General features: G+C 57.3%; 27 protein-coding genes. 9 read left to right on the plus strand and 18 right to left on the minus strand.

What is annotated here, in order from left to right:
- Window positions 1–79: 79 nt before the first annotated feature.
- The 6 genes from ACN5AZ_RS00825 to ACN5AZ_RS00850 are packed head-to-tail and all read right to left on the minus strand — an operon-like array spanning window position 80 to window position 4,764.
- The gene (locus ACN5AZ_RS00825; protein ID WP_419426949.1) at window positions 80–1,246 is read right to left on the minus strand and encodes a molybdopterin molybdotransferase MoeA; all 1,167 of its coding nucleotides are present in this window, start codon (window positions 1,244–1,246) and stop codon (window positions 80–82) included.
- The gene (gene moaC, locus ACN5AZ_RS00830; protein WP_419426950.1) at window positions 1,243–1,719 is read right to left on the minus strand and encodes a cyclic pyranopterin monophosphate synthase MoaC; all 477 of its coding nucleotides are present in this window, start codon (window positions 1,717–1,719) and stop codon (window positions 1,243–1,245) included. The genes ACN5AZ_RS00825 and moaC overlap by 4 nt, the downstream gene beginning before the upstream one ends.
- Window positions 1,720–1,725: 6 nt before the next feature.
- Window positions 1,726–2,529 carry an indole-3-glycerol phosphate synthase TrpC gene (gene trpC, locus ACN5AZ_RS00835; RefSeq protein WP_419426951.1) on the minus strand — a complete coding sequence of 268 codons (804 nt, stop codon included), beginning with the start codon at window positions 2,527–2,529 and terminating at the stop codon, window positions 1,726–1,728.
- Window positions 2,526–3,173, minus strand: coding sequence for a uracil-DNA glycosylase (locus ACN5AZ_RS00840; RefSeq protein WP_419426952.1), 648 nt, complete (start codon window positions 3,171–3,173; stop codon window positions 2,526–2,528). The genes trpC and ACN5AZ_RS00840 overlap by 4 nt, the downstream gene beginning before the upstream one ends.
- Window positions 3,170–4,186, minus strand: a complete 1,017-nt coding sequence (gene trpD, locus ACN5AZ_RS00845; RefSeq protein ID WP_419426953.1) for an anthranilate phosphoribosyltransferase — start codon at window positions 4,184–4,186, stop codon at window positions 3,170–3,172. Before trpD ends, ACN5AZ_RS00840 begins: the two co-directional genes overlap by 4 nt.
- Window positions 4,183–4,764, minus strand: a complete 582-nt coding sequence (locus tag ACN5AZ_RS00850) for an anthranilate synthase component II (RefSeq protein WP_419426954.1) — start codon at window positions 4,762–4,764, stop codon at window positions 4,183–4,185. The genes trpD and ACN5AZ_RS00850 overlap by 4 nt, the downstream gene beginning before the upstream one ends.
- Window positions 4,765–5,181: 417 nt before the next feature.
- Here ACN5AZ_RS00850 and ACN5AZ_RS00855 point away from each other — a divergent pair, with 417 nt between their 5' ends.
- Complete coding sequence (locus ACN5AZ_RS00855; protein ID WP_419426955.1) at window positions 5,182–6,330, plus strand: divergent polysaccharide deacetylase family protein; 1,149 nt, start codon at window positions 5,182–5,184, stop codon at window positions 6,328–6,330.
- On the opposite strand, the gene ACN5AZ_RS00860 is transcribed toward ACN5AZ_RS00855, so the two are convergent.
- The 3 genes from ACN5AZ_RS00860 to ACN5AZ_RS00870 form a co-directional block, all read right to left on the minus strand.
- Window positions 6,327–6,986, minus strand: coding sequence for a DUF1638 domain-containing protein (locus tag ACN5AZ_RS00860; RefSeq protein ID WP_419426956.1), 660 nt, complete (start codon window positions 6,984–6,986; stop codon window positions 6,327–6,329). The genes ACN5AZ_RS00855 and ACN5AZ_RS00860 overlap by 4 nt on opposite strands.
- A complete protein-coding gene (locus tag ACN5AZ_RS00865) occupies window positions 6,967–7,143 on the minus strand; it encodes a hypothetical protein (protein WP_419426957.1) in 177 nt (58 codons plus the stop codon). The genes ACN5AZ_RS00860 and ACN5AZ_RS00865 overlap by 20 nt, the downstream gene beginning before the upstream one ends.
- 97 nt (window positions 7,144–7,240) lie before the next feature.
- Complete coding sequence (locus ACN5AZ_RS00870) at window positions 7,241–7,951, minus strand: corrinoid protein (RefSeq protein WP_419426958.1); 711 nt, start codon at window positions 7,949–7,951, stop codon at window positions 7,241–7,243.
- Window positions 7,952–8,120: 169 nt separating this feature from the next.
- On the opposite strand from ACN5AZ_RS00870, the gene ACN5AZ_RS00875 reads away from it, so the two are divergent.
- Window positions 8,121–9,206 carry a PA0069 family radical SAM protein gene (locus tag ACN5AZ_RS00875; RefSeq protein ID WP_419427450.1) on the plus strand — a complete coding sequence of 362 codons (1,086 nt, stop codon included), beginning with the start codon at window positions 8,121–8,123 and terminating at the stop codon, window positions 9,204–9,206.
- Between the two features lie 5 nt (window positions 9,207–9,211).
- On the opposite strand, the gene bmt is transcribed toward ACN5AZ_RS00875, so the two are convergent.
- Together bmt and guaA are read right to left on the minus strand one after the other, a co-directional pair.
- A complete protein-coding gene (gene bmt, locus ACN5AZ_RS00880) occupies window positions 9,212–10,225 on the minus strand; it encodes a betaine--homocysteine S-methyltransferase (protein WP_419426959.1) in 1,014 nt (337 codons plus the stop codon).
- A gap of 126 nt (window positions 10,226–10,351) precedes the next feature.
- Complete coding sequence (guaA, locus tag ACN5AZ_RS00885; RefSeq protein WP_419426960.1) at window positions 10,352–11,917, minus strand: glutamine-hydrolyzing GMP synthase; 1,566 nt, start codon at window positions 11,915–11,917, stop codon at window positions 10,352–10,354.
- A gap of 245 nt (window positions 11,918–12,162) precedes the next feature.
- Between guaA and ACN5AZ_RS00890 the strand changes: the two genes are divergently transcribed.
- Window positions 12,163–13,707, plus strand: a complete 1,545-nt coding sequence (locus ACN5AZ_RS00890) for a trimethylamine methyltransferase family protein (RefSeq protein ID WP_419426961.1) — start codon at window positions 12,163–12,165, stop codon at window positions 13,705–13,707.
- 69 nt (window positions 13,708–13,776) lie between these two features.
- On the opposite strand, the gene ACN5AZ_RS00895 is transcribed toward ACN5AZ_RS00890, so the two are convergent.
- Window positions 13,777–14,064: a DUF6477 family protein gene (locus ACN5AZ_RS00895; protein WP_419426962.1), complete on the minus strand. Its 288-nt coding sequence runs from the start codon at window positions 14,062–14,064 to the stop codon at window positions 13,777–13,779.
- Between the two features lie 519 nt (window positions 14,065–14,583).
- Between ACN5AZ_RS00895 and ACN5AZ_RS00900 the strand changes: the two genes are divergently transcribed.
- Together ACN5AZ_RS00900 and ACN5AZ_RS00905 are read left to right on the plus strand one after the other, a co-directional pair.
- Window positions 14,584–15,432: a DUF6456 domain-containing protein gene (locus ACN5AZ_RS00900; protein WP_419426963.1), complete on the plus strand. Its 849-nt coding sequence runs from the start codon at window positions 14,584–14,586 to the stop codon at window positions 15,430–15,432.
- A gap of 192 nt (window positions 15,433–15,624) precedes the next feature.
- On the plus strand, window positions 15,625–16,215 hold the full coding sequence (locus ACN5AZ_RS00905; RefSeq protein WP_419426964.1) for a hypothetical protein: 591 nt from the start codon (window positions 15,625–15,627) through the stop codon (window positions 16,213–16,215).
- 36 nt (window positions 16,216–16,251) lie between these two features.
- Here ACN5AZ_RS00905 and ACN5AZ_RS00910 read toward each other — a convergent pair whose 3' ends face one another.
- Window positions 16,252–17,745 carry a catalase gene (locus tag ACN5AZ_RS00910; RefSeq protein ID WP_419426965.1) on the minus strand — a complete coding sequence of 498 codons (1,494 nt, stop codon included), beginning with the start codon at window positions 17,743–17,745 and terminating at the stop codon, window positions 16,252–16,254.
- 208 nt (window positions 17,746–17,953) lie between these two features.
- Between ACN5AZ_RS00910 and lipA the strand changes: the two genes are divergently transcribed.
- Window positions 17,954–18,916 carry a lipoyl synthase gene (gene lipA, locus ACN5AZ_RS00915; protein ID WP_419426966.1) on the plus strand — a complete coding sequence of 321 codons (963 nt, stop codon included), beginning with the start codon at window positions 17,954–17,956 and terminating at the stop codon, window positions 18,914–18,916.
- Between the two features lie 15 nt (window positions 18,917–18,931).
- On the opposite strand, the gene ACN5AZ_RS00920 is transcribed toward lipA, so the two are convergent.
- Entirely contained in the window at window positions 18,932–19,813 is an 882-nt protein-coding gene (locus ACN5AZ_RS00920) for a c-type cytochrome (RefSeq protein WP_419426967.1), read from the minus strand.
- 54 nt (window positions 19,814–19,867) lie between these two features.
- Window positions 19,868–20,413 carry a hypoxanthine phosphoribosyltransferase gene (gene hpt / locus ACN5AZ_RS00925; protein WP_419426968.1) on the minus strand — a complete coding sequence of 182 codons (546 nt, stop codon included), beginning with the start codon at window positions 20,411–20,413 and terminating at the stop codon, window positions 19,868–19,870.
- Between the two features lie 78 nt (window positions 20,414–20,491).
- Between hpt and ACN5AZ_RS00930 the strand changes: the two genes are divergently transcribed.
- Entirely contained in the window at window positions 20,492–20,935 is a 444-nt protein-coding gene (locus tag ACN5AZ_RS00930) for a type II toxin-antitoxin system RatA family toxin (RefSeq protein WP_419426969.1), read from the plus strand.
- Window positions 20,936–21,097: 162 nt separating this feature from the next.
- Window positions 21,098–21,643: a hypothetical protein gene (locus ACN5AZ_RS00935; protein ID WP_419426970.1), complete on the plus strand. Its 546-nt coding sequence runs from the start codon at window positions 21,098–21,100 to the stop codon at window positions 21,641–21,643.
- A gap of 45 nt (window positions 21,644–21,688) precedes the next feature.
- Here ACN5AZ_RS00935 and ACN5AZ_RS00940 read toward each other — a convergent pair whose 3' ends face one another.
- From ACN5AZ_RS00940 to ACN5AZ_RS00950, 3 genes are read right to left on the minus strand one after another with little or no spacing between them, the layout of a single operon-like run.
- A complete protein-coding gene (locus ACN5AZ_RS00940; RefSeq protein WP_419426971.1) occupies window positions 21,689–22,159 on the minus strand; it encodes a CinA family protein in 471 nt (156 codons plus the stop codon).
- Window positions 22,159–22,641, minus strand: a complete 483-nt coding sequence (locus ACN5AZ_RS00945) for a phosphatidylglycerophosphatase A (RefSeq protein WP_419426972.1) — start codon at window positions 22,639–22,641, stop codon at window positions 22,159–22,161. The genes ACN5AZ_RS00940 and ACN5AZ_RS00945 overlap by 1 nt, the downstream gene beginning before the upstream one ends.
- Window positions 22,638–23,768, minus strand: a complete 1,131-nt coding sequence (locus ACN5AZ_RS00950; protein WP_419426973.1) for a bifunctional 2-C-methyl-D-erythritol 4-phosphate cytidylyltransferase/2-C-methyl-D-erythritol 2,4-cyclodiphosphate synthase — start codon at window positions 23,766–23,768, stop codon at window positions 22,638–22,640. Before ACN5AZ_RS00950 ends, ACN5AZ_RS00945 begins: the two co-directional genes overlap by 4 nt.
- A gap of 240 nt (window positions 23,769–24,008) precedes the next feature.
- On the opposite strand from ACN5AZ_RS00950, the gene dusB reads away from it, so the two are divergent.
- A complete protein-coding gene (gene dusB / locus ACN5AZ_RS00955; protein WP_419426974.1) occupies window positions 24,009–24,932 on the plus strand; it encodes a tRNA dihydrouridine synthase DusB in 924 nt (307 codons plus the stop codon).
- The last annotated feature ends 1 nt before the right edge of the window (window position 24,933 follow it).

Genomic DNA, 24,933 nt, shown 5'->3' on the forward strand with positions numbered 1-24,933 from the left:
TACAAAACTAAGATAGACGGTATTCGTTAACTTTTGTTCTACGCATGTTCTTGTTTTGTGTCAACTGCGTAGGTTTCGATTACAATTCCAGATAAGGTATGAGCTGACCGGCCTTCGCCGCAGGGGCATGAGGCGGACGGATGGCGAGGACATTGGAACTTGCCAATACAGACAACAGCGAGGAATCCTGCCGCGGCGCGACAGTCAAACCTTCGGCGGTCTGCGTTGCCCTCATATAGTGCTCTCTGGGTCCATTCTCCGGCAAGTCGGTCAGGGTGGGCGCACGTTTCCAGTTAGACGCTTCGCGGGGCAGGCCGAGCATGGATCTGATGACTGGAAGCACGAAGACATGGCCGCACACCATTGCCGAAACGGGATTACCGGGCAGGCCAATCATCATCGTGTCGCGTAACCGTCCGGACATTAGAGGTTTTCCGGGGCGCATTGCGACTTTATGAAAGCCCAGTTGCATGCCTAATGAGCGCGCGACAGGGGCAACCAGATCATAATCGCCGACAGATGCCCCCCCGATCGTAATAATTAGGTCGCAGCCTTCGGCAAGAAAGAACGCTTGGCGGAGAGAGGCCTCGTTGTCTTTGGCAATGGGAAGGAGCTTTGGATCTGCTCCATTTTGCTGCAGCAACGCCATCAGGCCGAGTGCATTCGACGCGATGATCTGATCCGGTTTCGGGGCTTCACCGGGCATAACCAGTTCGTCGCCGGTGGAGATCAAGGCAACCTGTGGACGCTTGGACACCGCCACGGTTTCGATATTCATGGCTGCAAGCAGGGCGATATCCTGCGGGGACAGGGTTTTTGGCGCTGGAAAAAGGTCGTTTTGGGCAAAATCCGCACCAATACTGCGGATATAGAGCGCGGTTTCAGGATTTTCGCGTATAGTTATATGCGTTCCGTCGCTTTGCGCATCTTCTTGAATAACCACACGTGTTGCGCCTTCGGGAAGCGGTGCACCGGTGAAAATGCGAACCGTTTCCCCCTCCGAGACGCTCCCTTCAAAGCCATGGCCCGCAGAGCTCTCACCTATAATTTTCAATCGCTCTCCGGGCCGCGCAGAACTCACGGCATATCCATCCATGACGGAGCTATCAAAGGGCGGCTGATCGCGTTTCGCTCGCACGGGATGTCGTAAAACCCGCCCCACGGCATTTCGCAAAGGAACAAACTCGACATCTTGGACTGTGGCCAAGGAGAACAGAGTCTCTAACGCTTCGTTGACCGATATCATGCGATTTCAAAGCGCCCGGATTTCCCACCGTCCTTCAAAACGACCCTAATGCCGCCAATTTCCATTGTCTTGTCGATGGCTTTCACCATGTCGTAGACTGTCAAAGCGCAGGTCGAAACAGCGGTAAGCGCTTCCATTTCGACGCCGGTTTGCCCTGTTGTTTTGACTGTGGCTGCAATTCGAATGCCTGGTAATTCCTCGTCCGGCGTCATATCGATTGTCACTTTCGAGATCGCGAGAGGGTGACATAGAGGGATAAGATCCGGTGTTTTTTTCGCGCCCATGATGCCGGCGAGGCGTGCCACACCTATGACATCACCCTTTTTAGCCTGTCCGGAAGTGATGACCGAAAATGTCTCCGGCGACATTTTGATCCAACCTGTCGCTGTGGCAACACGTGCGGTCGAGGGCTTTTCGGACACGTCCACCATATGCGCGGCGCCTGAATCGTCGAAATGGGTCAGTCCGGTCATATCGTCTTACACCATTACTGGATTTTTCAGCAGGGTTTCAGTCGCTTTCTGCACGTTCTCTTGTCTCATAAGGCTTTCACCAATCAAAAATGCACGTGCATTGTATTTCGCCATTTCGGCCAAATCGGTAGCGTCGGTCAATCCGGACTCCGAGATCAAAAGACGATCTGCCGGGATGTTCTTGGAAAGAGTGCGCGTTGTCTCCAGCGTGGTTTCAAAAGTCTTGAGATTGCGGTTGTTCACACCGATCAACTGGGATTTCAGGCGCAGCGCCCGGTCCAGTTCCGCCTGGTCGTGCACCTCAATCAATGCATCCATTCCCCAATGGGCGGCGGCATCTTCGAGTTCAGCCGCCTGACTGTCGGAAACGCTGGCCATGATGATCAATATACAGTCAGCTCCCAAGGCGCGCGCCTCGGCTACTTGGTAAGTATCGTACATAAAATCTTTACGCAGGGCAGGCAGGTCTGTCGCCGACCGTGCCTCGGTCAGGAACGGTTTAGCACCTTGAAACGACGGCGTGTCTGTCAGGACTGAAAGGCAGGTCGCGCCGCCTGCTTCATAAGCCTTTGCCAAGGTAGCAGGATCGAAATCCTCACGGATCAACCCTTTGGATGGGCTTGCTTTTTTCACTTCTGCGATCAGCCCGTATCCCGTTTCGCAGGCGGCGACCAATGATGAAGCGAAGGGGCGCACGGGACTTGCAGACTTGGCCTCTGCCTCGATCTGAGACATCGGCCGGGCTTGCTTGTCGGCAGCCACTTCCTCGAGCTTGTATGCTTTGATCTTGTCTAGGATCGTATGGGTCATTGGGCCTCTCCGGTCCAGTTGATCGGGGTTTGGCCTTGGGTTCTAAGCCAGTCGTTGATCCGCGAAAAGGGGCGGGAGCCGAAAAATCCACGCCGCGCCGATAGCGGGGAAGGATGCGCGCTTTCGAGAACCATATGCTCGGATCCGTGTATATTGTTCGCAAAAGACTGCGCGTGCCTGCCCCACAAAAGGAACGCGGTTGGGTGCTTGGATACTTCCTGTATGACCTGGCGAGCCAATGAACCCCATCCTATGCGAGCATGGCCGCCGGCTTTTCCAGCAGGTACGGTTAGCGCTGTATTCAGCAACAACACGCCCTGTTCGGCCCAGAACGTTAAATCACCGTTGCTTGGGCAAGACCCCAGATCCGATTGCAGTTCTGCGTAGATGTTGGCAAGCGATCGAGGCAGTGGAGAGACCTCGGGTGCGACCGAGAAGGCAAGGCCATTGGCATGTCCGGGCGTCGGGTAGGGGTCTTGTCCTAGAATGACAACCCGCGTTTTCTCCGGCGGACAGGCTTCTAGAGCAGAAAATCGTACGTCAGCAGGAGGCAGAATATCGGAGTTTTCTGCAAGTTCCCCTGCAATTGTAGGGAAATCCTGCTCGAAAAACGGCAGATGCGACCAAGCTTTGGGCGGGGTCATGCGCCAGTCGTCGCGCGTGCCAATCCGCGAACCTTGGCCAAGGCCGATCCGTTGTCGATCGCCTCTGCCGCTATTGTGACGCCTTCTTTCAGGTCCGGTGCTTTGCCCGCTATGGTCAACGCGGCCGCTGCATTCAGCAAAACAGCATCACGGTACGCGGATCGGCTTCCATGAAACAGGTCCCGCATGGCTTGACCGTTTTCTTCAGGCGAGCCGCCGATAATTGCTTCGAAAGGATGGACGGGAAGCCCCGCGTCCTCCGGATGAATTTCGATCTCTCGGACCTGGCCATTTTCCAATGCGGCGACCCAGCTAAGCCCGGTAATCGTTAACTCATCCGTGCCGTCTGAGCCATGAACCAACCAAGCGCGCTCGGAGCCGAGTTGCATCAAAACTTCAGCCATCGGGCGTATCAGATCTCTTGAAAACGCGCCGGTCAATTGACGTTTGACCCCGGCTGGGTTTGTCAAAGGCCCCAAGATATTGAAGATTGTGCGCGTCGCCAGCTCGGCGCGTACGGGACCTACATGCGCCATAGCAGGGTGATGCATGGGCGCCATCATAAAGCAAATGCCAACATCTGTTAATGCCGCCTCGACCCGGTCTGCGGATAGCATCACATCAATTCCCATCTGCGCCAGCGCATCGGCTGAACCGGATTTTGACGACAGGTTGCGATTTCCGTGTTTCGCGACAGTGACGCCCGCACCCGCGACCACGAATGCGGTCGCGGTTGATATGTTAAGGGTTCCTTTTCCATCCCCGCCGGTTCCGACAATGTCCATTGCCCCTGCTGGCGCGCGGACAGTCTTACATTTTGCGCGCATAACAGATGCCGCGGCCGCGTATTCGTCAACGGTTTCACCGCGGGTTCTCAAAGCCATGAGAAGACCGCCGATTTGGGCAGGGGTTGCTTCGCCTTCAAACAGGATCGTAAAGGCGCGTTCAGCCTCTTCTCGTGTGAGCGCACGGTCGGCCGCTGTGCCGATCAAGGGTCTTAGATCGTTGCTCATGCCGTTACCTTAAGGAATTCTAGAAAGTTCTGAAGCATCGCATGGCCATGCTCGGACGCGATGCTTTCGGGGTGGAATTGCACACCGTGAATCGGTAGTGTTTTGTGCTGCAGACCCATTATGGTCCCATCTTCAAGTTCGGCTGTGATCTCGAGATCGTCTGGCAGCGTTTCGCGATCTACGACCAGACTATGGTACCGGGTTGCAGCAAGAGGGGAGGGAAGGCCCGCGAACACGGATTTGCCGTCATGCAGGATCTGCCCCATCTTTCCGTGCACGATTTCGGTATGCCGCTGCACAGTTCCGCCGAATACTTGGCCAATGGTCTGATGCCCAAGACAAACGCCAAACAGAGGTGTTTCGGTCTCGGCAGCAGCCTCGGTAATGGCGCAGCAAATTCCCGACTGAGACGGCGTTCCCGGACCCGGTGACAAAACAATCCCGGAAGGTTTTAACGCCATCGCTTGCTGTACATCAATCGCATCATTGCGCCAGACTTCTACCTCAGCGCCGAGTTCACCCAGAAAATGAACAAGATTGTAGGTAAAGCTGTCGTAGTTATCGATCAGAAGCAGCATTGCTGGCCTTTCAAGGTTGATCTGGACTGGCGGGCGCGGCCCACGTCGCGGTATACATGCGCAGGCGCCGCTCGGGAGGTCAAGTGGCGGAGATAAAGCGCTGTTCGGATGGCGAAACGAACAGTTCGATAAAATGCGCACGATGGGAGCACAGGCAAGATGGCACGTGGTTTTTTGTCCGGAATTCTATGCGGAACGGCAGTGACTGCAATCGGGGCAGGGGCGTTGTCATTGTCGACTGACCGGTTGGAGATGCCCACGAGGGATGCAACGGCCGCCATGTCCGGCTCGGTTTTGTCAGACGCCACTGAGCAGTCCGCAGCTCCAGTGATAGGAGAGGACAGTTCACCAACGCCCGACGATCAAACCTCGTTAGGCGCCGCGTCTGAGCCTGAAACCACAGTAATACTAGATGATATGCCTGAAACTGTGCAGGAAGTGCCCGAAATAGAGGCTGAACTGCCTGAACCCCTTAGCGACGATGCTGAGATTGTTCAGGAAAAGCCGGTTTCCATTCCCGATTTGACCGCCGGGGACAGTGAACCTCTAGCGGTTGAGGCGCCCGCGCCAGAGCCTGAGACACAAAGCGAGCCTAGCGGTCTTGCTTCTGTTCCCGAGCAAGATCTACCGTTGGAAGAGGCTCCTGTCGCAGATGAGGAGGTCGCTGAGACAGAACCCGCGCCATTGCCCGATGTCGTCGCCGACAGTGCTCCGGAGGTGTCAACAGCGTCTGATCCGGCTGCGCCGCGTATCGGGAATGCGGTTCAACCCCTCACTGACCGCACACCAGCTGTGCCTCAGGGGCGGCTTCCCTCCATCGTGCAGGCAGTGCCGGAAAACAGTGAAGATAGCGCGGCGCTGCCAGAAGCATTTTCTGGAGACAGCCCCTTGGTGCGGTTTGCCTCGCCCTTCACACCGGAGGACGACGTGCCACGGATGGCAATTGTTTTGATCGACGACGGATCCGGGCCGATGGGACCGGCTGAGCTTGAAACTTTTCCGTTCCCTGTGACTTTTGCCGTCGATCCCAGCCATCCAAATGCGGCAGAAGTGGCCAAGGGCTATCGGCAGCGCGGCTTTGAGGTTCTTGCTTTGGCGCGTTTGCCGGAAGGGGCGGAACCGACAGACGTTGAAGTGTCGTTAAATGGTGTGCTCGATACCGTCCCAGAGGCGGTGGGCGTTCTGGAGACGCCGGGTGGAAGCCTCCAACAGAGCCGGGAAGTTTCCGCACAGGCTACGGCGTTTTTGGGCGCGTCCGGTCACGGTATGGTCATGATGCCGAAAGGGCTGAATACCGCGCAGAAACTGGCGCTGAAAGAAGGCGTGCCCTCCGTATCTGTTTTCCGCGACCTCGACAGCGACGGGCAAGATCAGGCAGCCATTCGTCGCACATTGGATCAGGCGTCTTTCCGGGCCCGCCAAGATGGGGGGGCTGTGATGTTGGGACGCATCCGCGCCGATACGGTGTCCGCGCTCTTGTTGTGGGGGCTGCAAGATCGCGGCAACACGATCACTCTGGTGCCGATCTCCACAATCTTAAAGGAAACGGTTGAGCCACCGACCTAATTGTCGGACACCCATTTTTCCAGAATTCGTGCCAAATCACCGTAGCCGGTGAACCGTCTTTCGAAATTCAGCCCCATCCGGTGAGCCGCGGCCTGTGCCTTTCCGGTCAGCTCGGGATCTTCGGTCTGAGCGAGGTAAACAACCGTCTGATAATGTCCGAAGTACATCGGCAGTAGCTCGGGGTGCCGGTCCAGCCCGAGGGGTTTCCAAACGAAGGTCTCAAACTGACGGGCCAAGAAATCGGTCAAGTAGAAACTGGTGATTTCGTCGCGCGCTTCAAACTGCGTGATTCCATCGAAAAAGGCGTAGCAATGAGGGCCCGCCACCATTTCGACGCCGAGGTCCGCGCAGGCCGCTGCCAAGGTTCCCCCAGTCCCGCAATCCGCATATACGATGAAAATTTTATCGTATTTGGATCTATGTTGGACAACAGAGGCTTGAACCGCTGCAGTGATCCGTTCGGGGTGGTTGTGGAGAATTGCCGGCAGACAAGTGACGTCCACCGTGTCCCAGCCGTTCAACTTGATGAGAGACAGGATCTCACGGGCTAAAGCGCCGCAGGCTATGAGCAGCAACCTTCCCGAACCGCGGGCGCGAAGCCCACAATCTGTCAGTCGCTGATCGTCAAGTGTGTGGTCAGAAGGAATGGTCGTCATGGTGGGGCATCGGCGCGGCCGCCCATCGCGCGATGGCAATCACCACCAAAACGACAGCCGCAAAGGTCAAAGAACCCCAGTTGACGAACGCCCATCCGGCGAAAATCAAGGCGACCAAGCCGGACAAAACCAAAAGGGCGAAAGACGTGACAGGCATACCGTTCTCCTCTGCTACATAGTATGGGGCACATACGGAGAAAGTAAAAGGCCCCGCGCATTTGCCGGAGCCCTATCTGAAGTATTTGTGACCGTAATCAGGCGCCGCCGCCGGCCATTTGATTGTGCTTGCGACTGATGAATTCCTTAGCGGTTTCCACAGCAACCGCAGCGTCACGGCAGTATGCGTCCGCACCGATGGCCTTCCCGAACTCTTCATTCAGGGGCGCGCCACCGACCAGAACGATATAGTCGTCACGAATACCCTGTTCGACCATCGTATCGATGACAACCTTCATATACGGCATGGTCGTGGTCAGCAGGGCGGACATTCCAAGAATATCGGCCTCTTCGCGGGCAATCGCCTCGAGGTAGGATTCTACAGGGTTGTTGATCCCAAGATCGACCACGTCGAAGCCCGCGCCTTCCATCATCATGGAGACAAGGTTTTTGCCGATATCGTGAATGTCGCCTTTCACAGTGCCAATGACCATTTTGCCCTGTTTCGGGGCACCGGTCTCGGCCAGCAGCGGTTTCAGGATGGCCATGCCGCCCTTCATCGCATTTGCGGCCAGCAAAACCTCTGGGACGAAAAGAATCCCGTCGCGGAAGTCGTGACCCACGATCGTCATACCGCCGACCAGGGCCTTGGTCAGGATATCGTAGGGTTGCCATCCGCGTTCGAGCAGGATGTTTACGCCTTCCTCAATCTCTTCCTTCAGACCGTCATAGAGGTCGTCGAACATCTGTTGAACAAGTTCCTCGTCATCGAGTTCGGAGAGGATGATATCGTCTTCTTCATCAGACATGGCGCGATTCCCTGTGTCGGTCTTCTGGGCGTAACCCATTGAGCGATTACTCGGCATTAAGCGCCATCGTCAATTGTTGCTTTGCGACATTGCACATGGGCATTCCGACGTATCGCGCGATTATTATACAGCGTTTGTAAATGTTCGCTTAATGTTCTATATGTATTGGATGGAACAGAGCGACAGGATATTGGAACAGGAACGCCGGCGCGGACGTGGTGCATTGACTTGCGCGCCGGGTCGGTTCGAACGGCATGATCGGGTGGCAGTTCAGGACGGGTGGGACATCGCGGAGGAGCTCACGCCACTGCGCACTGAAATTAGGGAGGAACGGGCACGGTCAATCATTAACTACGTTTCTTCTCCGGATCTCCCGTTTGACCGTTCCATTAACCCGTTTCGCGGGTGTGAGCATGGATGTGTTTACTGTTTCGCGCGACCAAGCCACGCCTATATGGGAATGTCGCCGGGTCTGGATTTTGAAACCCGTTTGACGGTGCGACGCAACGCGCCGGAGCAATTGGCCAAAGAACTGTCTCGGCCCGGCTATAAGGTCGCGCCGATTGCGATCGGCACAAACACGGACCCCTATCAGCCCGTCGAGCGCGATGAGGGGGTCATGAGGGCTTGCCTTGAGGTGCTGGCAGACCACCAGCATCCGGTGGCGATTGTCACCAAAGGGGCAATGATTGAACGTGACTTGGACATCCTCGCGCCGATGGCGGAGGCGGGATTGGTGCGGGTTGGCATCTCTGTCACCAGTCTGGATGCAAAACTATCGCGCCGGATGGAGCCTCGGTGCCCTTCGCCGCAACGACGACTTCAAACTATTGAACAGTTGGTCGAGGCGGGCATCCCTGTCCGCGTTATGGCATCTCCGTTGGTGCCGGGATTAACGGATCACGAACTGGAACAGATCATAGAGCGTGCGGCGGAGGCGGGGGCGACATCGGCCAGCTACATCATGCTGCGCCTGCCTCGGGAAGTCGCTGGCCTTTGGGAGGACTGGCTCAAGCATCACTATCCCAATCGATTTAATCGCGTGATGGGTCATCTGCGCGACATGCACGGCGGCGCAGTCTATTCGGCCCAGTGGCATAAACGTATGCGGGGCGAAGGAAGCTACGCCGATCTGATCGCGCAACGTTTTCGTCGTGTTATCCGACGTTTAGGGATAGATGCGGCTCAGCCGGCGCTGCGGTGCGATCTGTTTCGCATTCCTCCGCGCACCGGCGATCAACTTGATTTGTTCTGACCCGTTCAGCCGCGACGTCTGCCGCGGCGTTCGCGGATTTTCCCCGCGGCAGGGTTCGTGCCATCCGTTTCAGAGGAAAACCCGCCAAGTTTGGCGGCGATCTCTTCCAGCGTCGGCATGCCTTGTTTTGGCCGAGTTTCTAGCGCTGCACGCATCGCGGAAAGGTGTTCAGGCAATGTGCCGCAACAGCCGCCAATGATTCGCGCACCCGCGTCGCGCGCAAGGCAGGCGTATTCGGCCATCAATTCCGGCGTGCCATCGTAGTGGATATGGCCGTCGTGATATTTGGGAATGCCTGCGTTGCCTTTGGCGATGATCGGACGGGTGGTGCCGGTCGCCGCAAAGCCACGAACCGTGCGCATGAGATCTGATGCACCCACGCCGCAGTTGGCACCGAACGCGATTGGCGCGTTTGGCAGCGTATCAACCATCTCGACCATGGCAGGGGCGGTGACGCCCATCATCGTGCGGCCGGCGGTGTCGAAAGACATCGTGCCACACCAAGGCGCACCAATATTGCCAAAAGCCTCGGCGGCAGCACGGTATTCTTCCGGGGCGGAAATGGTCTCGACCCAAAGGACGTCGGCGCCGCCGTCCATGAGGCCTTTGGCCGTTTCTTCGAACATTTCTACGGCGCTTTCGTGCGACAGCGTACCCGCTGCCCCCATGATTTCGCCGGTCGGACCTACCGAGCCTGCAACAATAACATCGCGATCCGCAGCATCTGCCACTTCTCGGCCCAGTTCTGCCGCGAGTTTGGACAGTTCATACGCGCGATGCCCTGCATCATGCAGTTTCAGCCGTGACGCATTCGCGCCGAAGGAGTTTGTCAGGAACAAATCCGATCCGGCATTGACGGCGTTCCGGTACAGCGTGCGGATTTTTTCCGGTTCGTTTTCGTTCCAGAATTCGGGAGCGTCGCCTGATTGCAGTCCCATGTTGAACAGGTTGGTGCCTGTGGCCCCGTCGGCCAGCAGCCATTCGCGGCTCGTCAGGGCACGGGAAAGTGCGTCGGTCATGTCATCGCTCCTTATGGCTGCAGGCGTCAAATCGAAAATTGTTTGCCTACATGGTCTGAGGGCGTGATCGTCCTCAGCCGTTGTTTTTTACGACTGGTCCATTTCTGAACCTTCAGGCGCAGTGGGTTATTCCAACTCGATGGTGCCCGGCGGTTTGGAGGTCGTGTCGTAGAAGACGCGGTTCACGCCTTTGACCTCGTTGATGATCCGCGTCGAGGTCTCGCCCAGAAACTCATGCGTGAACGGATAATAGTCGGCGGTCATGCCATCGACCGACGTCACAGCGCGCAGCGCCAGAGCGTAGTCATAGGTGCGTCCGTCGCCCATCACGCCCACCGTGCGCATCGGCAGAATCGCGGCAAAGGCCTGCCAGATGTCATCGTAGAGACCGTGTTTGCGGATCTGATCGATGTAAATCGCGTCGGCCTTGCGCAGAATCTCCAGCTTGTCGCGGGTGATCTCTCCGGGGCAGCGGATCGCAAGACCGGGCCCGGGGAACGGATGGCGACCAATGAACGACGCCGGCAGGCCAAGCTCATGGCCCAAGGCGCGCACTTCGTCCTTGAACAGTTCGCGCAGCGGTTCGACCAGTTTCAGGCCCATCTTCTCGGGCAGGCCGCCGACGTTGTGGTGCGACTTAATCGTCACCGATGGCCCGCCGCTGAAAGAGACCGATTCGATCACGTCGGGGTAAAGCGTTCCTTGGGCAAGGAATTCCGCGCCCTCGATCTGATCGGCGTATTTCTGGAAGACGTCGATGAAAAGCTTGCCGATGGTCTTGCGCTTTACCTCGGGGTCGCTGATGCCCTCCAGCTCGCCGAGGAACAGATCGCTTTCATCCGCGTGGATCAGGTTCAGGTTGTAGTTGTCGCGGAACATTGCGACGACCTGCTCGGCCTCGTTGAGGCGCAGCAGACCGTGGTCGACAAAGACGCAGGTCAACTGGTCGCCGATCGCCTCGTGCAGCAAAATACCGGTGACAGAGGAATCGACGCCGCCTGACAGGGCGCAGATGACTTTTTTGTCGCCGACCTGCGCGCGAATTTTCGCAATCATTTCCTCGCGGTAGGCGCCCATGGTCCAGTCGCCGGAAAACCCTGCCAATTTGACAAAGTTTTCATACAAGGTCGCACCGTTGGGCGTGTGGTGAACTTCGGGGTGGAACTGCACCGCGTAGAAACGACGGTCCAGATCGGCGGTCATCGCGAAGGGCGCGCCGGGAGAGGTGCCGTAGACTTCGAAACCGGGGGCAAGCTCTGCCACGTGATCGCCATGGCTCATCCAGACCTGTTCGCGCCCGGTGCCATCCATGAACCAACCGGTGAAAAAATCGGTAGTGCGTTCAGTGGGGGCCACATAGGCGCGGCCAAATTCCGCGGTATGGCTTTCACCGGCTTCGACGCGACCACCAAGGTCATGCATCATGACCTGCTGGCCATAACAGATGCCTAGGATCGGCACGCCGAGGTCGTAGACGGATTTGGGCGGGCGCGGTGACCCTTCGCGGGTCACACTGTCAGGGCCGCCCGAAAAGATGACGGCTTTGGGTGCGAAATCGGCCAGAAACGCGTCTGTGACGTTCTGGTAGGGATGGATTTCGCAGTAGACGTTCAATTCACGCAGGCGACGCGCGATCAGCTGCGTCACCTGAGAGCCGAAGTCGATAATAAGAAGGCGCTGGTGCTGGGTCATGGCGCTTGCAATAGGCCGCACCTGCGTCACGCGCAAGTGTTTGCACCGATTGTTAAGACCTGCAGCGGCAAGATGTGGTCCCGACTGGTCAAGAATTGCCATCAAACGCCGTAAGCGATGCGCCATATGTCGTTTTCGGGTCTGAATCGCCGGAAACGTCAAAGGCACGGGTCGGCGTAAGCGATAAACCCGCAGAACCATCGGGCGCGACAGGCGCGTCCACACAGCCACGAGGGCAAGAGAGCATGGCAGAAGCAGCAGCGCGCAGACGGGGCAGAGGTGGCGGTGGCGCAGCGCGTCGTGCCGAGCGGACCTCGACCGCAATCGAAACCGCCCGTTTCATCGAACGCAACATTCCGAATTTCGAGATTTTGAATGAAGAGGCGCTCGATATCATCGAGCATAACGCCGAAACTGTTCTTGAGGAAATCGGCGTCAACTTCGTCAATAATCCGGCCGCGCTGGAGCGCTGGCGCGAAGCCGGTGCCGATGTGCAAGGCGAACGGGTGCGCATCCCGCGCGGTTTGGCCCGCAAGCTGGCCGCCACCGCGCCCTCCAGCTTCACCCAGCATGCCCGCAACCCCGCGCGGAATGTGGAGATTGGCGGCAAGAACCTCGTGCTTGCGCCGGTCTACGGGCCGCCCTTCGTCCGTGACATCGACGGTGGCCGTCGCTACGCCACGATCGAGGATTTCCGCACCTTCGTGAAGCTCGGCCAACAGTCCAAATGGCTCCATCATTCTGGCGGGACGGTCTGTGAACCGACAGATGTGCCGGTGAACAAACGGCATCTGGATATGCTGTTCGCGCATATGACATTGTCGGACAAGCCCTTCATGGGGTCGGTGACCGATCCCAGTCGCGCCGCCGATTCTGTCGAAATGTGCGAGATTTTGTTCGGGAAACAGTTTGTTTCCGAAAACACGGTAATGACTTCTCTGATCAATATTAACTCGCCTCTGACGTTTGATGACGTGATGATGGGCGCGTTGGAGGTCTATGCCGCAGCCAATCAGGCCTGCATCATTTCGCCCTTCATTGTGGGCGGGGCAATGGCCCCTGTGTCCGTCGCAGGCACGCTGACACAGGTTTTGGCAGAGGTGCTGGCGGGCGTGGCCTACAGCCAGCTGATCCGCCCCGGCGCGCCTGTGATTTTCGGTGCTTTTGTGACCTCGATCGACATGAACTCTGGTGCGCCGACATTCGGAACGCCGGAAGCTGCCAACATCACCTATGGCGCGGGTCAACTGGCGCGCAGGCTCGGTTTGCCGTACCGGTCGGCGGGGTCTTTCTGTGGCTCGAAATTGCCGGATGCACAGGCAGCTTATGAGACTGCGAATTCGCTCAATATGGGGTTGCTCTCGGGTGTCAATTTCATGCTCCACGCTTGCGGCTGGCTGGAGGGCGGTCTGGTCGCTTCGTTCGAGAAATTCGTTATGGATGCCGATCAGCTGGGCGCGTTGCATGGTCTCGCGAAAGGCGTAGCGATGGACGATAACGCGCAGGCCATGGATGCTATCCGAGAAGTGGGGCCGGGCGGTCACTACTTGGGCTGTGCACACACGCAGGCAAACTTCAAAAACGCATTCTGGCGCTCCGAAGTGCTTGATTATAAACCGTTTGAGACATGGTCCGAAGAGGGCGCGCGGGACACTGTCAGCTTGGCGCAGGCGCGCATGAAGAAGCTTCTCGACAGCTATTCCGAGCCGGCCATGGACCCGTCAATCCGTGAAGCACTGACGGAATATGTGGCTGAAAAGAAGGCCTCTATGCCAGATAGCTTTACCTGATCGGGGTTTTGCAATGGCGTCCAATGGAACGTAGATCTCGCGGGATCACGTAACGGAAACGGGCGGCTATCAAACAGCCGCCCTTTTTAGTTGTTCTGCTTGTCCAAGAACGGCGGCTAAGACCTCGATATGGCGCTTTGGGCTGTAGCCTCCGATATGCTTGCGGCGCATGTCGTCCAAACCGGCTTCCAACTCCAACAGTTGCAAAAGCGTCGCGTCCGTAGACGTCCCGCGCTGCGGTCCAAGCAAGCGCTGCAAATTGTCAGAACGGCGACCATTCTTCGCAACTTCGCGCGCGGCTGAAAGCAGCAAGCGCGGGCGTCTGATGTCGGCCAATACTCCTAGAATATCCTTCATGATAGAACTCCGTTGAGTGGTCGCCCACCTGTGGAAAACTGCGGTGGGAGATTGGAGAAATATCAGCCGTCAGGCGGGTGTTGCATGACGTGCGTTCGGTCCGTTCGAAGGATTTACCATTGGTTATCATTCACTAGAAAAGATCGACGGAGAAGTTTTGCATTAACGAATGAGTAACCAACACACCCATAGGTTGCTGATCGGTAAATGGGGATAACTCTGTGTACAACTAATGCAGACGGGATTTTGCGAATGATGGCCGCGACACCGGGTACATCTGGTCGACCGTTGCCCGGGTGGGTACCTTTGGAGGTGCGGACCTATCTTGCGCATACCGAACGCGGGCAATCGATCCGTTCACTGGCGCGACATACGGGGCTGAACGCCTCTACCGTGTCACGCCAGGTCAGGAAGATCGAAACACGCAGAGACGACCCATTGATCGATGCAGCGCTATGCAACCTGGGGGCCGCCGGATTTGGGGATCCGGCAAAATTGACGAGAAAGGACCAAGAGCCCATGACCGCTGCCGTGAACATGCCGGTGCCGCCAGATGAAGCTACTTTTGCGCGAGAAGCGCGCCGTGTTTTGCGCCGATTGTGCGAGCAGGGCGCCGTTCTGGCGGTGGCCGCCGAAATGGAAAAAGCCGTTGTTGTGCGTGACAGTGACAGCGGTGGAAGTGCACGCACCGCCGTCATAGACGTTTCAATTGCACAGGCGATGGCATTGAAGGGGTGGATTACCTGCGAAAAGCCAGCGCGTATTTCAAAATACCGGATTACACCGGTTGGCCGGGCCGCGCTAAGTAAGTTGATGGCGGATCAGGAAAATAAGGTCCGTGGATTTGCCGAAGCGCAGGCGGGCTTTGATACCGGGCGCGCTGCAGAGGCTGCCTTGGAGGAGGTCGAGCGCGATCCACGCCAGCGGAAAAGCCGCTACATGCTGGCGGAAAGTCCTTTGACAGTTCTGGGCCGACGCCGGGATAAAGATGGCCAGCCGTTTTTGTCTGATGAATTGATCGCCGCTGGTGAGCGCCTGCGCGAAGATTTCGAGCTTGCGCAAATTGGCCCGCGCGTCACCCAGAATTGGGATCAGTTTCTGACCAACGGAGTATTGGGCATCAAGACGCCGACGGAAGGAGGGCAAACCGCAGCGCACGAAAGGCTGCAATCCGCTTTGACAGACTTAGGAGCCGGTCTTGGGGATGTCGCATTGCGCTGTTGTTGCTACCTGGAGGGCCTTGAGACTGCGGAACGGCAATTGGGGTGGTCGGCGCGGTCGGGGAAAATAGTCCTGCGCATCGCTTTGCAAAGGTTGCGCCGACATTACGAAGAGCGCGGTCGCTCTGGTGGTGATTTAATCGCCTAATCAATTGGCCTCGATGCACTTGCATACACATCCGGACAAAGCGTCGGTTGTGTATGTGATTTAACTGCAACTTTTGTGCGAGTATGCTGGAGCTGAAAGCGCATCGTGTTGACAGATCAATCAAGTTGCCGTGATTCTCGCTTCGATTGCTACGCCTTGGGGAAGGTTTTTGATGCGAGGACATAAGGGCCCATGGCGGTTGAGTATTTGGATGCGGTGCGGATTGCACATTTGATTTTCTTTGCGCTTGGTCTTGGATCGGGAAGTTTCTTTGACTGGCAAGCCCTAAGGTGCGCGAAGGAGGAGTTGTCAAACCGACAAATCGCACAATTTCGCGCCCTGCATCAGTTCGTGTTTTTTGCTGTGGGTGGTTTGTGGCTGTCCGGCTTCGTGCTTCTGTATGTGAGAACAGGATTGGACGTCGCGCAATTTTCGCCGAAGCTATGGTGCAAATTGTTCGTCGTTACGATCCTGACGGCGAATGCATTTATCATTGGCCGGTTCGTACGGACCAAACTCGATTTGGCAGCAGGGCGACGGATAGTGGATTTGCCGGTGTCGGATTATTTCCAGATGGCAATGGCCACCGGCGTTTCGGTTGCCAGTTGGATTTCAGCTTTGACCTTAGGGGCAAGTGTTTATCTGAAAACCGCACCTTGGGAGGTGTTGGGGCTTGTTTTGGCCCTCATTTATGTCTGTGTCATAGCCGGTTCTCTTACCGTCGCATTCGCTGCGCGAGCCTCCATCGAGGCGAGGCAACGAGCCAAATTGCCGGCGCTTTAAGGGAAAGGCGGCCCTATAATGGGCCGCCTTTTTAGTTTATGAATCTGATTTTACCGGCGTATCATCCGTGACCGGAAGGGCAGGGGCGCTTTCGACGGCGTCCCTTACGCCTTTGGCATAATCGGGATGAACCCGTTCCAAAACGGCATACCAACGTTCTTTAACCGCGTCCGAGCATGGGGACATCGCGCCCGCCATATTCTGGTGCAAGCGCTTGCGTTCGTCGTCACTCAAAACTTCTGCGTACAACTTACGCGGCTGGACAAAATCGCCATCCGTGACTTCTTGAGGATACCGGAATGCGTCTGCGTCAATTTTCAACGGCGGTTCCATAACCGAGGGATCGGGCCGTGGCGCATCTTCATACTGGTTGGGTTCGTAATAGGCGTTCGGATTCCCAGTATCGTTCTGGAAGAAACGCATCGCGCCATCTTTGTGATAGTGATGCACCGGGGCTGCCTTTGGCGCATTTGCCGGCAACGCCTCGTAATGTGTGCCCAAACGATAACGGTGCGCATCCGCGTAGGAAAAGACGCGGGCCTGGAGCATCTTATCGGGGCTAAAACCAATACCGGGAACCACGTTCGAGGGAGAATATGCGGCGTTCTCTACGAGCTGAAAGTAGTTCTCCGGCACTGTGTGCATTTCGAGTTCACCCACCTCGATCAGCGGGAAATCGGCATGCGGCCAAACTTTCGTCAGATCGAACGGATTAAAGTCGAGCGTGTTGGCCTGCTCTTCCTCCATCACCTGAATGAACATCGTCCATTTCGGGTGTTGACCAGCCTCGATCATATTCCACAAGTCTTCCTGATAGCTTTCGCGCGTTTTGCCGATCAGATCCTGCGCCTCTTCGTTGGTGTAGGTTTCGTGACCCTGCTGCGTTTTGAAATGGAACTTCACCCAGTAACGGGTGCCGTCCGCGTTCCACAGTGAAAACGTATGTGACCCGTATCCATTCATATGGGCAGGGTTTTTCGGGATACCCCGATCCGACATCAGGATCGTGACCTGATGAACGGATTCCGGCTGACCCGCCCAGAAATCGAACATCGCTTCGGGCGAACGCATATTGGTTTTGGGGTGACGTTTCTGGGTGCGGATAAAATCGGGGAATTTATAGGCGTCGCGGACAAAGAAAATGGGGGTGTTGTTGCCCACCATGTCCCAATTGCCTTCCTCGGTGTAGAATTTCAGGCTGAAGCCGCGCACGTCGCGTTCGGCATCGGCGGCACCGGCTTCGCCCGCAACGGTGGACCAGCGCGACAGCACTTCGGTTTTCTTACCGATCTCCGAGAACATTTTGGCGCGGGTGTATTTCGTGATGTCATGGGTGACGGTGAATGTCCCCTGCAGACCCCAGCCTTTCGCGTGAACCGTGCGTTCTGGAATGCGCTCACGGTTCTGGTGCGCCAGTTTTTCCAAAAGCTGGTAGTCTTCCAGCAGAAGCGGGCCGCGCGGACCTGCGGTTTTCGACGTCTCGTTCGTGGGGACCGGGGCGCCGGCCGTTGTTGTTTGACGAGGGGACATTGAACTCTCCTTTCAATCAGATGCAAAGTTAACGAAGGGTCAGGCAGTCCGTTCCATCGGCGTTTTGTCATTCGGCAATAAGATTTATCTATTGCCCTTTGGGTTGCATGGGGCGCATGTCCGTCAAACACACGCGGTGGGGTGGATTTGTTCATGCAATGGGCGTAGATAGGTCCCCAAAGCAGCATTTGCGAAAGGCACAACAGCCATGCGTGATCTGAAGATCCCCGGCGAACGCCACCCCGAAAAGGCGCACCGCCCCGACAACGCACAGCCGAAAAAGCCCGACTGGATTCGTGTTAAAGCCCCCGGTGGCGAAGGCTATGCCGCGACCCGTCGGATCATGCGAGAGCATAATCTTGTCACGGTTTGCGAAGAGGCGGGCTGCCCCAACGCTGGCGAATGCTGGAACCAGGGACATGCGACCATGATGATCATGGGCGAAATCTGTACCCGTGGGTGTACCTTCTGCAACGTGGCCACGGGCCGACCCGACACATTGGATGTGTTCGAACCGGGACGTGTGGCGGATGCCGTGCAAAAGCTTGGTTTGAACCATGTGGTGATCACCTCGGTGGACCGTGACGATCTTGAGGATGGCGGGGCAGAGCATTTTGCCCAGACCATCCGGGCCGTACGTCACCGCGCGCCGGACACAACGATCGAAATCCTGACCCCTGATTTCCTGAAATGTGCGCCTGAAGCGCTGGAAATCGTGGTCGCCGCAAAGCCGGACGTGTTTAACCACAATCTGGAAACCGTACCCGGTCTATATCCTGCCGTGCGTCCCGGCGCGCGGTACTTCCACAGCCTGCGCCTGCTGCAGCGGGTGAAAGAGCTGGATCCGGCGATCTTTACCAAGTCCGGCATCATGGTCGGGTTGGGAGAGGACGCGCCCTCTGTCCGTCAGGTGATGGATGATATGCGTGCTGCCGATGTGGACTTCCTGACCATCGGGCAATACCTGCAGCCGACGCCAAAGCATCACCGTGTGGACCGTTTCGTCACGCCCGAAGAATTTGCGGGCTACGAAAAAGCGGCCTACGGCAAGGGCTTCCTTATGGTGTCGGCCACACCTTTGACGCGCTCATCCTATCACGCGGGGGATGATTTCGCGCGGCTGCGTGCCGCGCGTGAGGCGCAGCTCGCCAAGGCACCTGCCGCGGTCTAACGTTGCGCGGCCCATTTATTCGGCCGCGGGCAGCGCTTTAATGTAGGCGGCGACGGCCTCTCGGTCGGCGGCTGACAGCTGTGCGAAATTGTCGACCACCGCAGCCATGTGGCCGCCGACACTGTCGAAGTCCGGCGTAAAACCGGTTTCGAGGTAATAGGCGATGTCCGCCGCGGACCAATCCAGTTGCGCGGGTGTCAGACCGGGAATGTTTCCCTGTCCGCTGGGATTTGGGGCGCCCGCCATCCAGCGTTCACGGTCCAGTGCCCCAAGCGCGTTGCGCGGGGTGTGGCATTCCGCACAATGCGCCAGTGTTTCGACCAGCTCGCGTCCGCGCGCCGTCACCCCGTCGGGAAGATCGGCAACAACATAGCCGTTTTCGAGGAACAGGGCCTTCCACAGACCGATTCCGCGGCGAATATTAAAGGGGAATTGCACGTCATGGGGTAGGGACGGCGTGTCTGATACGGGGAGCGTTTGCATATAGGCGTACAGATCCGCCACCTGCTGCGGTTCCATTTTCACGTAAGACGTGTAGGGAAAGGCGGGATAAAGATGTTCGTTCTGTCGGCCGGTGCCGAGCGTCAGGGCGCTGGCGAATTCGGTTAACGACCATCCGCCAAGTCCCGCATCAGAGGGGGAGATATTGGGCGCGTAGAAGGTTCCGAAATCGCTGGGAAACGCTTGGCCTCCGCTCAGGAGCGTCTTGTCCTGTGCATCAGGCGCCGCGTGGCAGGACGCGCAGCCCCCGGCAATAAAGATACCTTCGCCTGCGCTGGCATCCCCGGAGAGCGCGGCATAGGTGTTTTCGTCGACGGTGGCCGGCGCGCTTTGCCAATAGGCGACGCCTGCCGCGACCGCGATCAGGGGCAGTATGCTCTTTGTGATGCGCGACATGAATGCTCCGTTAGGCTGGGGGTGGCTCCAGCCTACGACAGTCTCGCGGCCGCGTCACCCGTCGTCGGTGAAACGGACCTTGCCGATGAAAGGCAAGTTACGGTTGCGTTGGGCAAAATCGATGCCGTAGCCCACGACAAATTCATCAGGGATCTCAAAGCCGATCCAATCGGCGCGGAAATCGACTTCGCGGCGAGAGGGCTTATCCAGAAGCGCGATGCTCTTGAGCCTGTTGGGATTGCGCGCGCGCAACATACCGGTGACGTGGCTTAACGTGTGGCCCGTGTCGACAATATCCTCGACCACCAGCACGTCCCTGCCTTCGATGCCAGAGCGCAAGTCCTTGAGAATGCGCACTTCTCGTGAGCTTTCCATCTCGTTCCCGTACGAGGACGCCTCAAGGAAATCGACTTCGACGGCGAGCGACAGCTCTCGCACCAGATCTGCAATAAAGATGAAAGAGCCGCGCAACAGACCGACGACAACCAGTTTGTCTGTGTCCGAAAACTCTCGCTGGATTTCCATCGAAAGCGCTTCGATTCGGGCGGCAATGGCCTTGGCCGTGATCATTTCATCTACGACATAAGGGCGCTGTGTCATGAGAACCTCTTGATTTTCCGCCTGTGGCGTACGACATCGCGGGGTACATACACCTGAAAAGAGCGCGCCGCCAACCATATGCCGACACACTCCGAGACCCGCAAATTGCCCTATACCGCGCAGCAGATGTACGATCTGGTGGCGGATGTTGCATCATATCCCCAATTTCTGCCCTGGACTGCCGCCGCGCGCATCCGGTCGCGCACGCAGGAAGAGGATCACGAAATTATGCTGGCGGACCTGATTATTTCGTTCAAAGTTTTCCGTGAAAAGTTCGGGTCCAAAGTGACATTGTGGCCAGACGATCTGCGCATTGACACAGAATACCTCGACGGGCCTTTCGACCACATGGTGTCGAAATGGGGCTTCCAGGATGTCGATGGCGGATGCGAGGTCTCTTTCTTTGTGGACTTCGAGTTCAGAAACAAGATCTTGCAAGGCGCGGCTGGCATGTTCTTTTACGACGCGATGCAAAGGATTGTCCGGGCATTCGAGCGGCGGGCGGACACGCTGTACGCGTAGGTTGCGTTGCTGCGGCCGGTGCATCGTCTGGTCGTAGGCCTTAGCTCTGCGTTCACTTAGCTTACCGAAATGCCCAATGGGAGAAGGCAAAAGCCCCCTTTTCGCCCGATTCCTCCGTCATCTTCTTCATCGATTGATAAAGGTTACGAAGGGATAACTGGAATGGATGTACTGTTCTCAGCCCAAGCTGGTACGGCGGGGATCAATGCGCTCCGCAAAGGTGCAGAAGGCGACGATGCCTTGTATGCGTCCCGGTCGCGTACCGGGGCGGCGACAGGCTCATATTCGATAGCCGAGGGCAAACCCAACGGTGGCGCGACTGGCGCGATCACACAAGCTACGGCCATTACTGCGGAGCCTGCAGTGGTGGCGCCAGGTTCGAATGCTCAAGTCGGACAAGCGGCGGCGTCCCTGATCGCACTCGAAGCGCGTGATGCCCGTCTTGAGGCCGAGCAGGCAGACGCTGACATCGCAGAGGAGCAGGCCGAGCAGATTGCGGCAAGCTCTGAGCCCCGCGGGACGGAGCAAAGCGGAATCGCTTTCCGCGAAAATCGTGCTGAGATTGCCGAAAGCGATGCAGGTTCTGACCTCGGGGTCGCTGAGACGGCTGAGGCTGATTTGCTGCGGATAGCGGCCGAGGAGGGGTATCGTGATGCGAACGAGACCACAGCAGGGGCCGAACCCGCGCAGCTTTTGATGGACGCCTAAGCATTGCCTGACCTGTGCGACGGAGGCGTTCGCTTTACGAAGCGACTATTGTTCTTGCGTCGCAGCTTTCAGTAGCTGCAGCGCGTGGCGTGTCGCAGCCGCGCGTACTTGCGCCCGACCCAAAGCGCCATGTTCCATCGTTTCGCTTAGGGTTTCGGCCTTGGTGGCGATGGCGTAGCAAACCCGACCTTCGGGTTTCGTTTCAGAACCGCCGGGCCCAGCTATTCCGCTGATCGCCACGGCAATATCCGCGCCGGCGCGCTGTAGCGCGCCTTCTGCCATTTCGCGGGCCGTTTCTTCGGAAACCGCGCCAAAGCGCTCCAGAGTAATGCCGTGTACGCCGAGCATGTCCATCTTTGCGGTGTTTGCGTAGGTTACAAAACCGCGTTCAAATACCGCTGAAGAACCGGGAATATCCGTCAGTGCCGCGGACACGAGGCCACCTGTACAGCTCTCTGCAGTGGTTAATTTAAGGCCCTTCTGTTTGGCCAGCGTGATAAGCTGTTCGGCAGACATTACATCAAAACTCCATGCGCCAGTGCTGCCAGAGCAATCACGACAATTGCTGCAAAAAGACCGGCGATCACATCGTCCAGCATAACGCCAAGCGCGTCGCCACGGCGATCTGCCCAGCTGACAAGCCAAGGCTTCCAGATGTCAAAAAGCCGGAACATGACAAAGGCAGCAATCCAACCCGGCCAAAGGCGGACAATATCAACGCCCATCATTGCGGCCCCATAACTGATCGGGAAAAGGGCGATCCATTGTCCCACGACCTCGTCGATCACCACCCAGGATGGATCGTGATCGCCGGTCCTTGTCACAGTCTCCGTCGCTTTCAAGCCCGCGACAAAGGCAATAATCGTGGCGGTAAGCAGCAACCAGAAACCGCCGGCTTGATGTATCAGATACGCAAGGGGGAGCGCTGCGAACGACCCCCATGTGCCTGGTGCCGGCTTTAGAAAGCCAACACCGGCGACGGATGCCAGCCACTTCATGACCGCACCAAGGTGGCTGTGGCAATTGCTGCGATGCCTTCTTCGCGTCCCGTAAAGCCCAAGCGTTCCGATGTCGTCGCCTTTATCGATATTCTGTTTGGCTCCAGCGCCATAATCTCCGCCATGCGTTGTGTCATCTCCGTCGCATGCGGACCAATCTTGGGCCGTTCGCAAATAAGCGTCAGGTCGATATTTCCAATCGTATAGCCACGCTGACGGGCGATATCGACGGCGTGCTTAAGGAAGATCTCAGACGCCGCTCCTTTCCACTGGGGATCTGACGGTGGAAAATGTCGGCCAATGTCGCCTTCGGCAAGTGCGCCGTACAGCGCATCTGTCACAGCATGCATCCCGACATCCGCATCCGAGTGCCCCTTTAGCGCGCGATCATGCGGAATTTCGATCCCGCAAAGTATGACATGGTCACCTTCCTCAAAGGCATGCACGTCGTATCCATTGCCAAGCCTTACGTCCATTTGTCCTCGCAGTATGTTGATTGCACGCGCAAAATCTTCGGGCGTGGTGATTTTAATGTTGTTTTCCGAGCCTTGCGTGATCGTCACCGATATGCCGGCCGCTGTGGCAACCTCGACATCATCGGCGGCGGCGTAATCGCATGTACGATGGGCGGACAGTAGCGTTTGAAGGTGAAATCCCTGAGGGGTCTGCGCCCTGTACAGGCCATTACGGTCCTTTGTTCCCGAAACGCGGTTGTCTATTCCAGTCCATAGGGCGTCGGTCACTGGCAACGCCGGCGCAGCCGCTTGCGCCGATGCCAAAGCATCTATCACCGGTTGAATGACGTCCGGCGTGATACAGCAACGCGCAACATCGTGAATGAGAACGTGCGTTGCCCCCTGAGAGGCGGCTGCCTCCAATCCATTTTTGACGGATTGCCGACGGTCAGAACCGCCGGAAACGGTCAAGACCTGCAACCCGACCGTCTCGCACGCAGCGGTGGCTTCATCGTCAGGATGAACCACCAAAATGAGGGAGCCGTAGGGGTTTAGTGCTTCGAGTGTTCTGCGGGCGACTGTTTTGCCATCCAGTTCACGCCACTGTTTGGGGATATCGCCGCCTGCGCGGAGACCGCGTCCGGCCGCGACGATGATGATTGCAATGTCCATAGGCTTGGAATCCTTCACTTTCCTGTTCATAGGGCGGCAAAGGCGGTGGTGCAATGCTCTCGGGGTGTGCCTAAAAAATGGGCGGAGGTGTATTGCGCAAATGCGCAATTCCTGCTGAAACATTGAACAATAACAAGGGACAGTCTAACTCGGTTAGATACTGATGCAGCTCTATGCTGTCGCACAAGGACTAGGCAATTGCCACTTTCCATAGGAAACCGAGAGATTTTGCCGCCTGTGATGCTGGCACCGCTTGCTGGAATCACGGATCTGCCGTTTCGGAATCTTGTCTCGGGGTTCGGGGCTGGGCTTGTCGTGTCCGAAATGATTGCTTCAGGCGAGTTTTTGACCGCACGGCCGGGTACGCGCGAAAAAGCAGAGCTTGGCGCACAGGTTGAAAACACGTCCGTCCAGATCGCCGGGCGCGAAGCCGGGCCAATGGCCGAAGCCGCGCGTATGGTGGTTGATCTAGGTGCAAGGGTGGTGGACATCAACATGGGCTGCCCCGCGAAAAAGGTGACTGGAGGATGGTCAGGCTCGGCGTTGATGCAGGTGCCGGATCACGCTTTGCGGTTGATCGAAGCGGTTGTTGCGGCGGTCGATGTTCCGGTTACGCTAAAGACACGGTTGGGCTGGAACGACGATGCATTGAATGCCCCAGACATTGCGCGGAGCGCGGAAAGCGCCGGTGTGCAAATGGTGGTGATCCACGGGCGGACCCGGTGCCAGTTCTACAAAGGCAAGGCGGATTGGTCCGCGATCCGTAAAACCCGTGAGGCAATAGATATTCCGTTGGTTGCCAATGGGGATATCACGGATGCCGTAACGGCGCGTACGGCTCTGGAAGAGTCTGGGGCCGACGGTGTCATGATCGGTCGGGGCGCGCAGGGTGCGCCATGGGTGTTGGCGGAAGTCGCAGCCGAACTTTACGGTACGCCACGCCCGAAAATTCCGGAAGGAACGGACCTGATCGACATGATTTCAGAGCATTACGAGGCGATGCTGACCTTTTATGGTGGCGAGTTGGGAAACCGCGTCGCCCGAAAACACCTCGGTTGGTACATGGACCGATCAAATCCGCCGGGTGACATTCGCAAGGCGATCCTGACCGAAAAGGTGCCCGCCAATGTCATGCGCATGATCCCGCAAGCGATGGCGGCCTAAG

The organism is Sagittula sp. SSi028 (genome assembly GCF_048553715.1).
Classification (GTDB): Bacteria; Pseudomonadota; Alphaproteobacteria; order Rhodobacterales; family Rhodobacteraceae; genus Sagittula.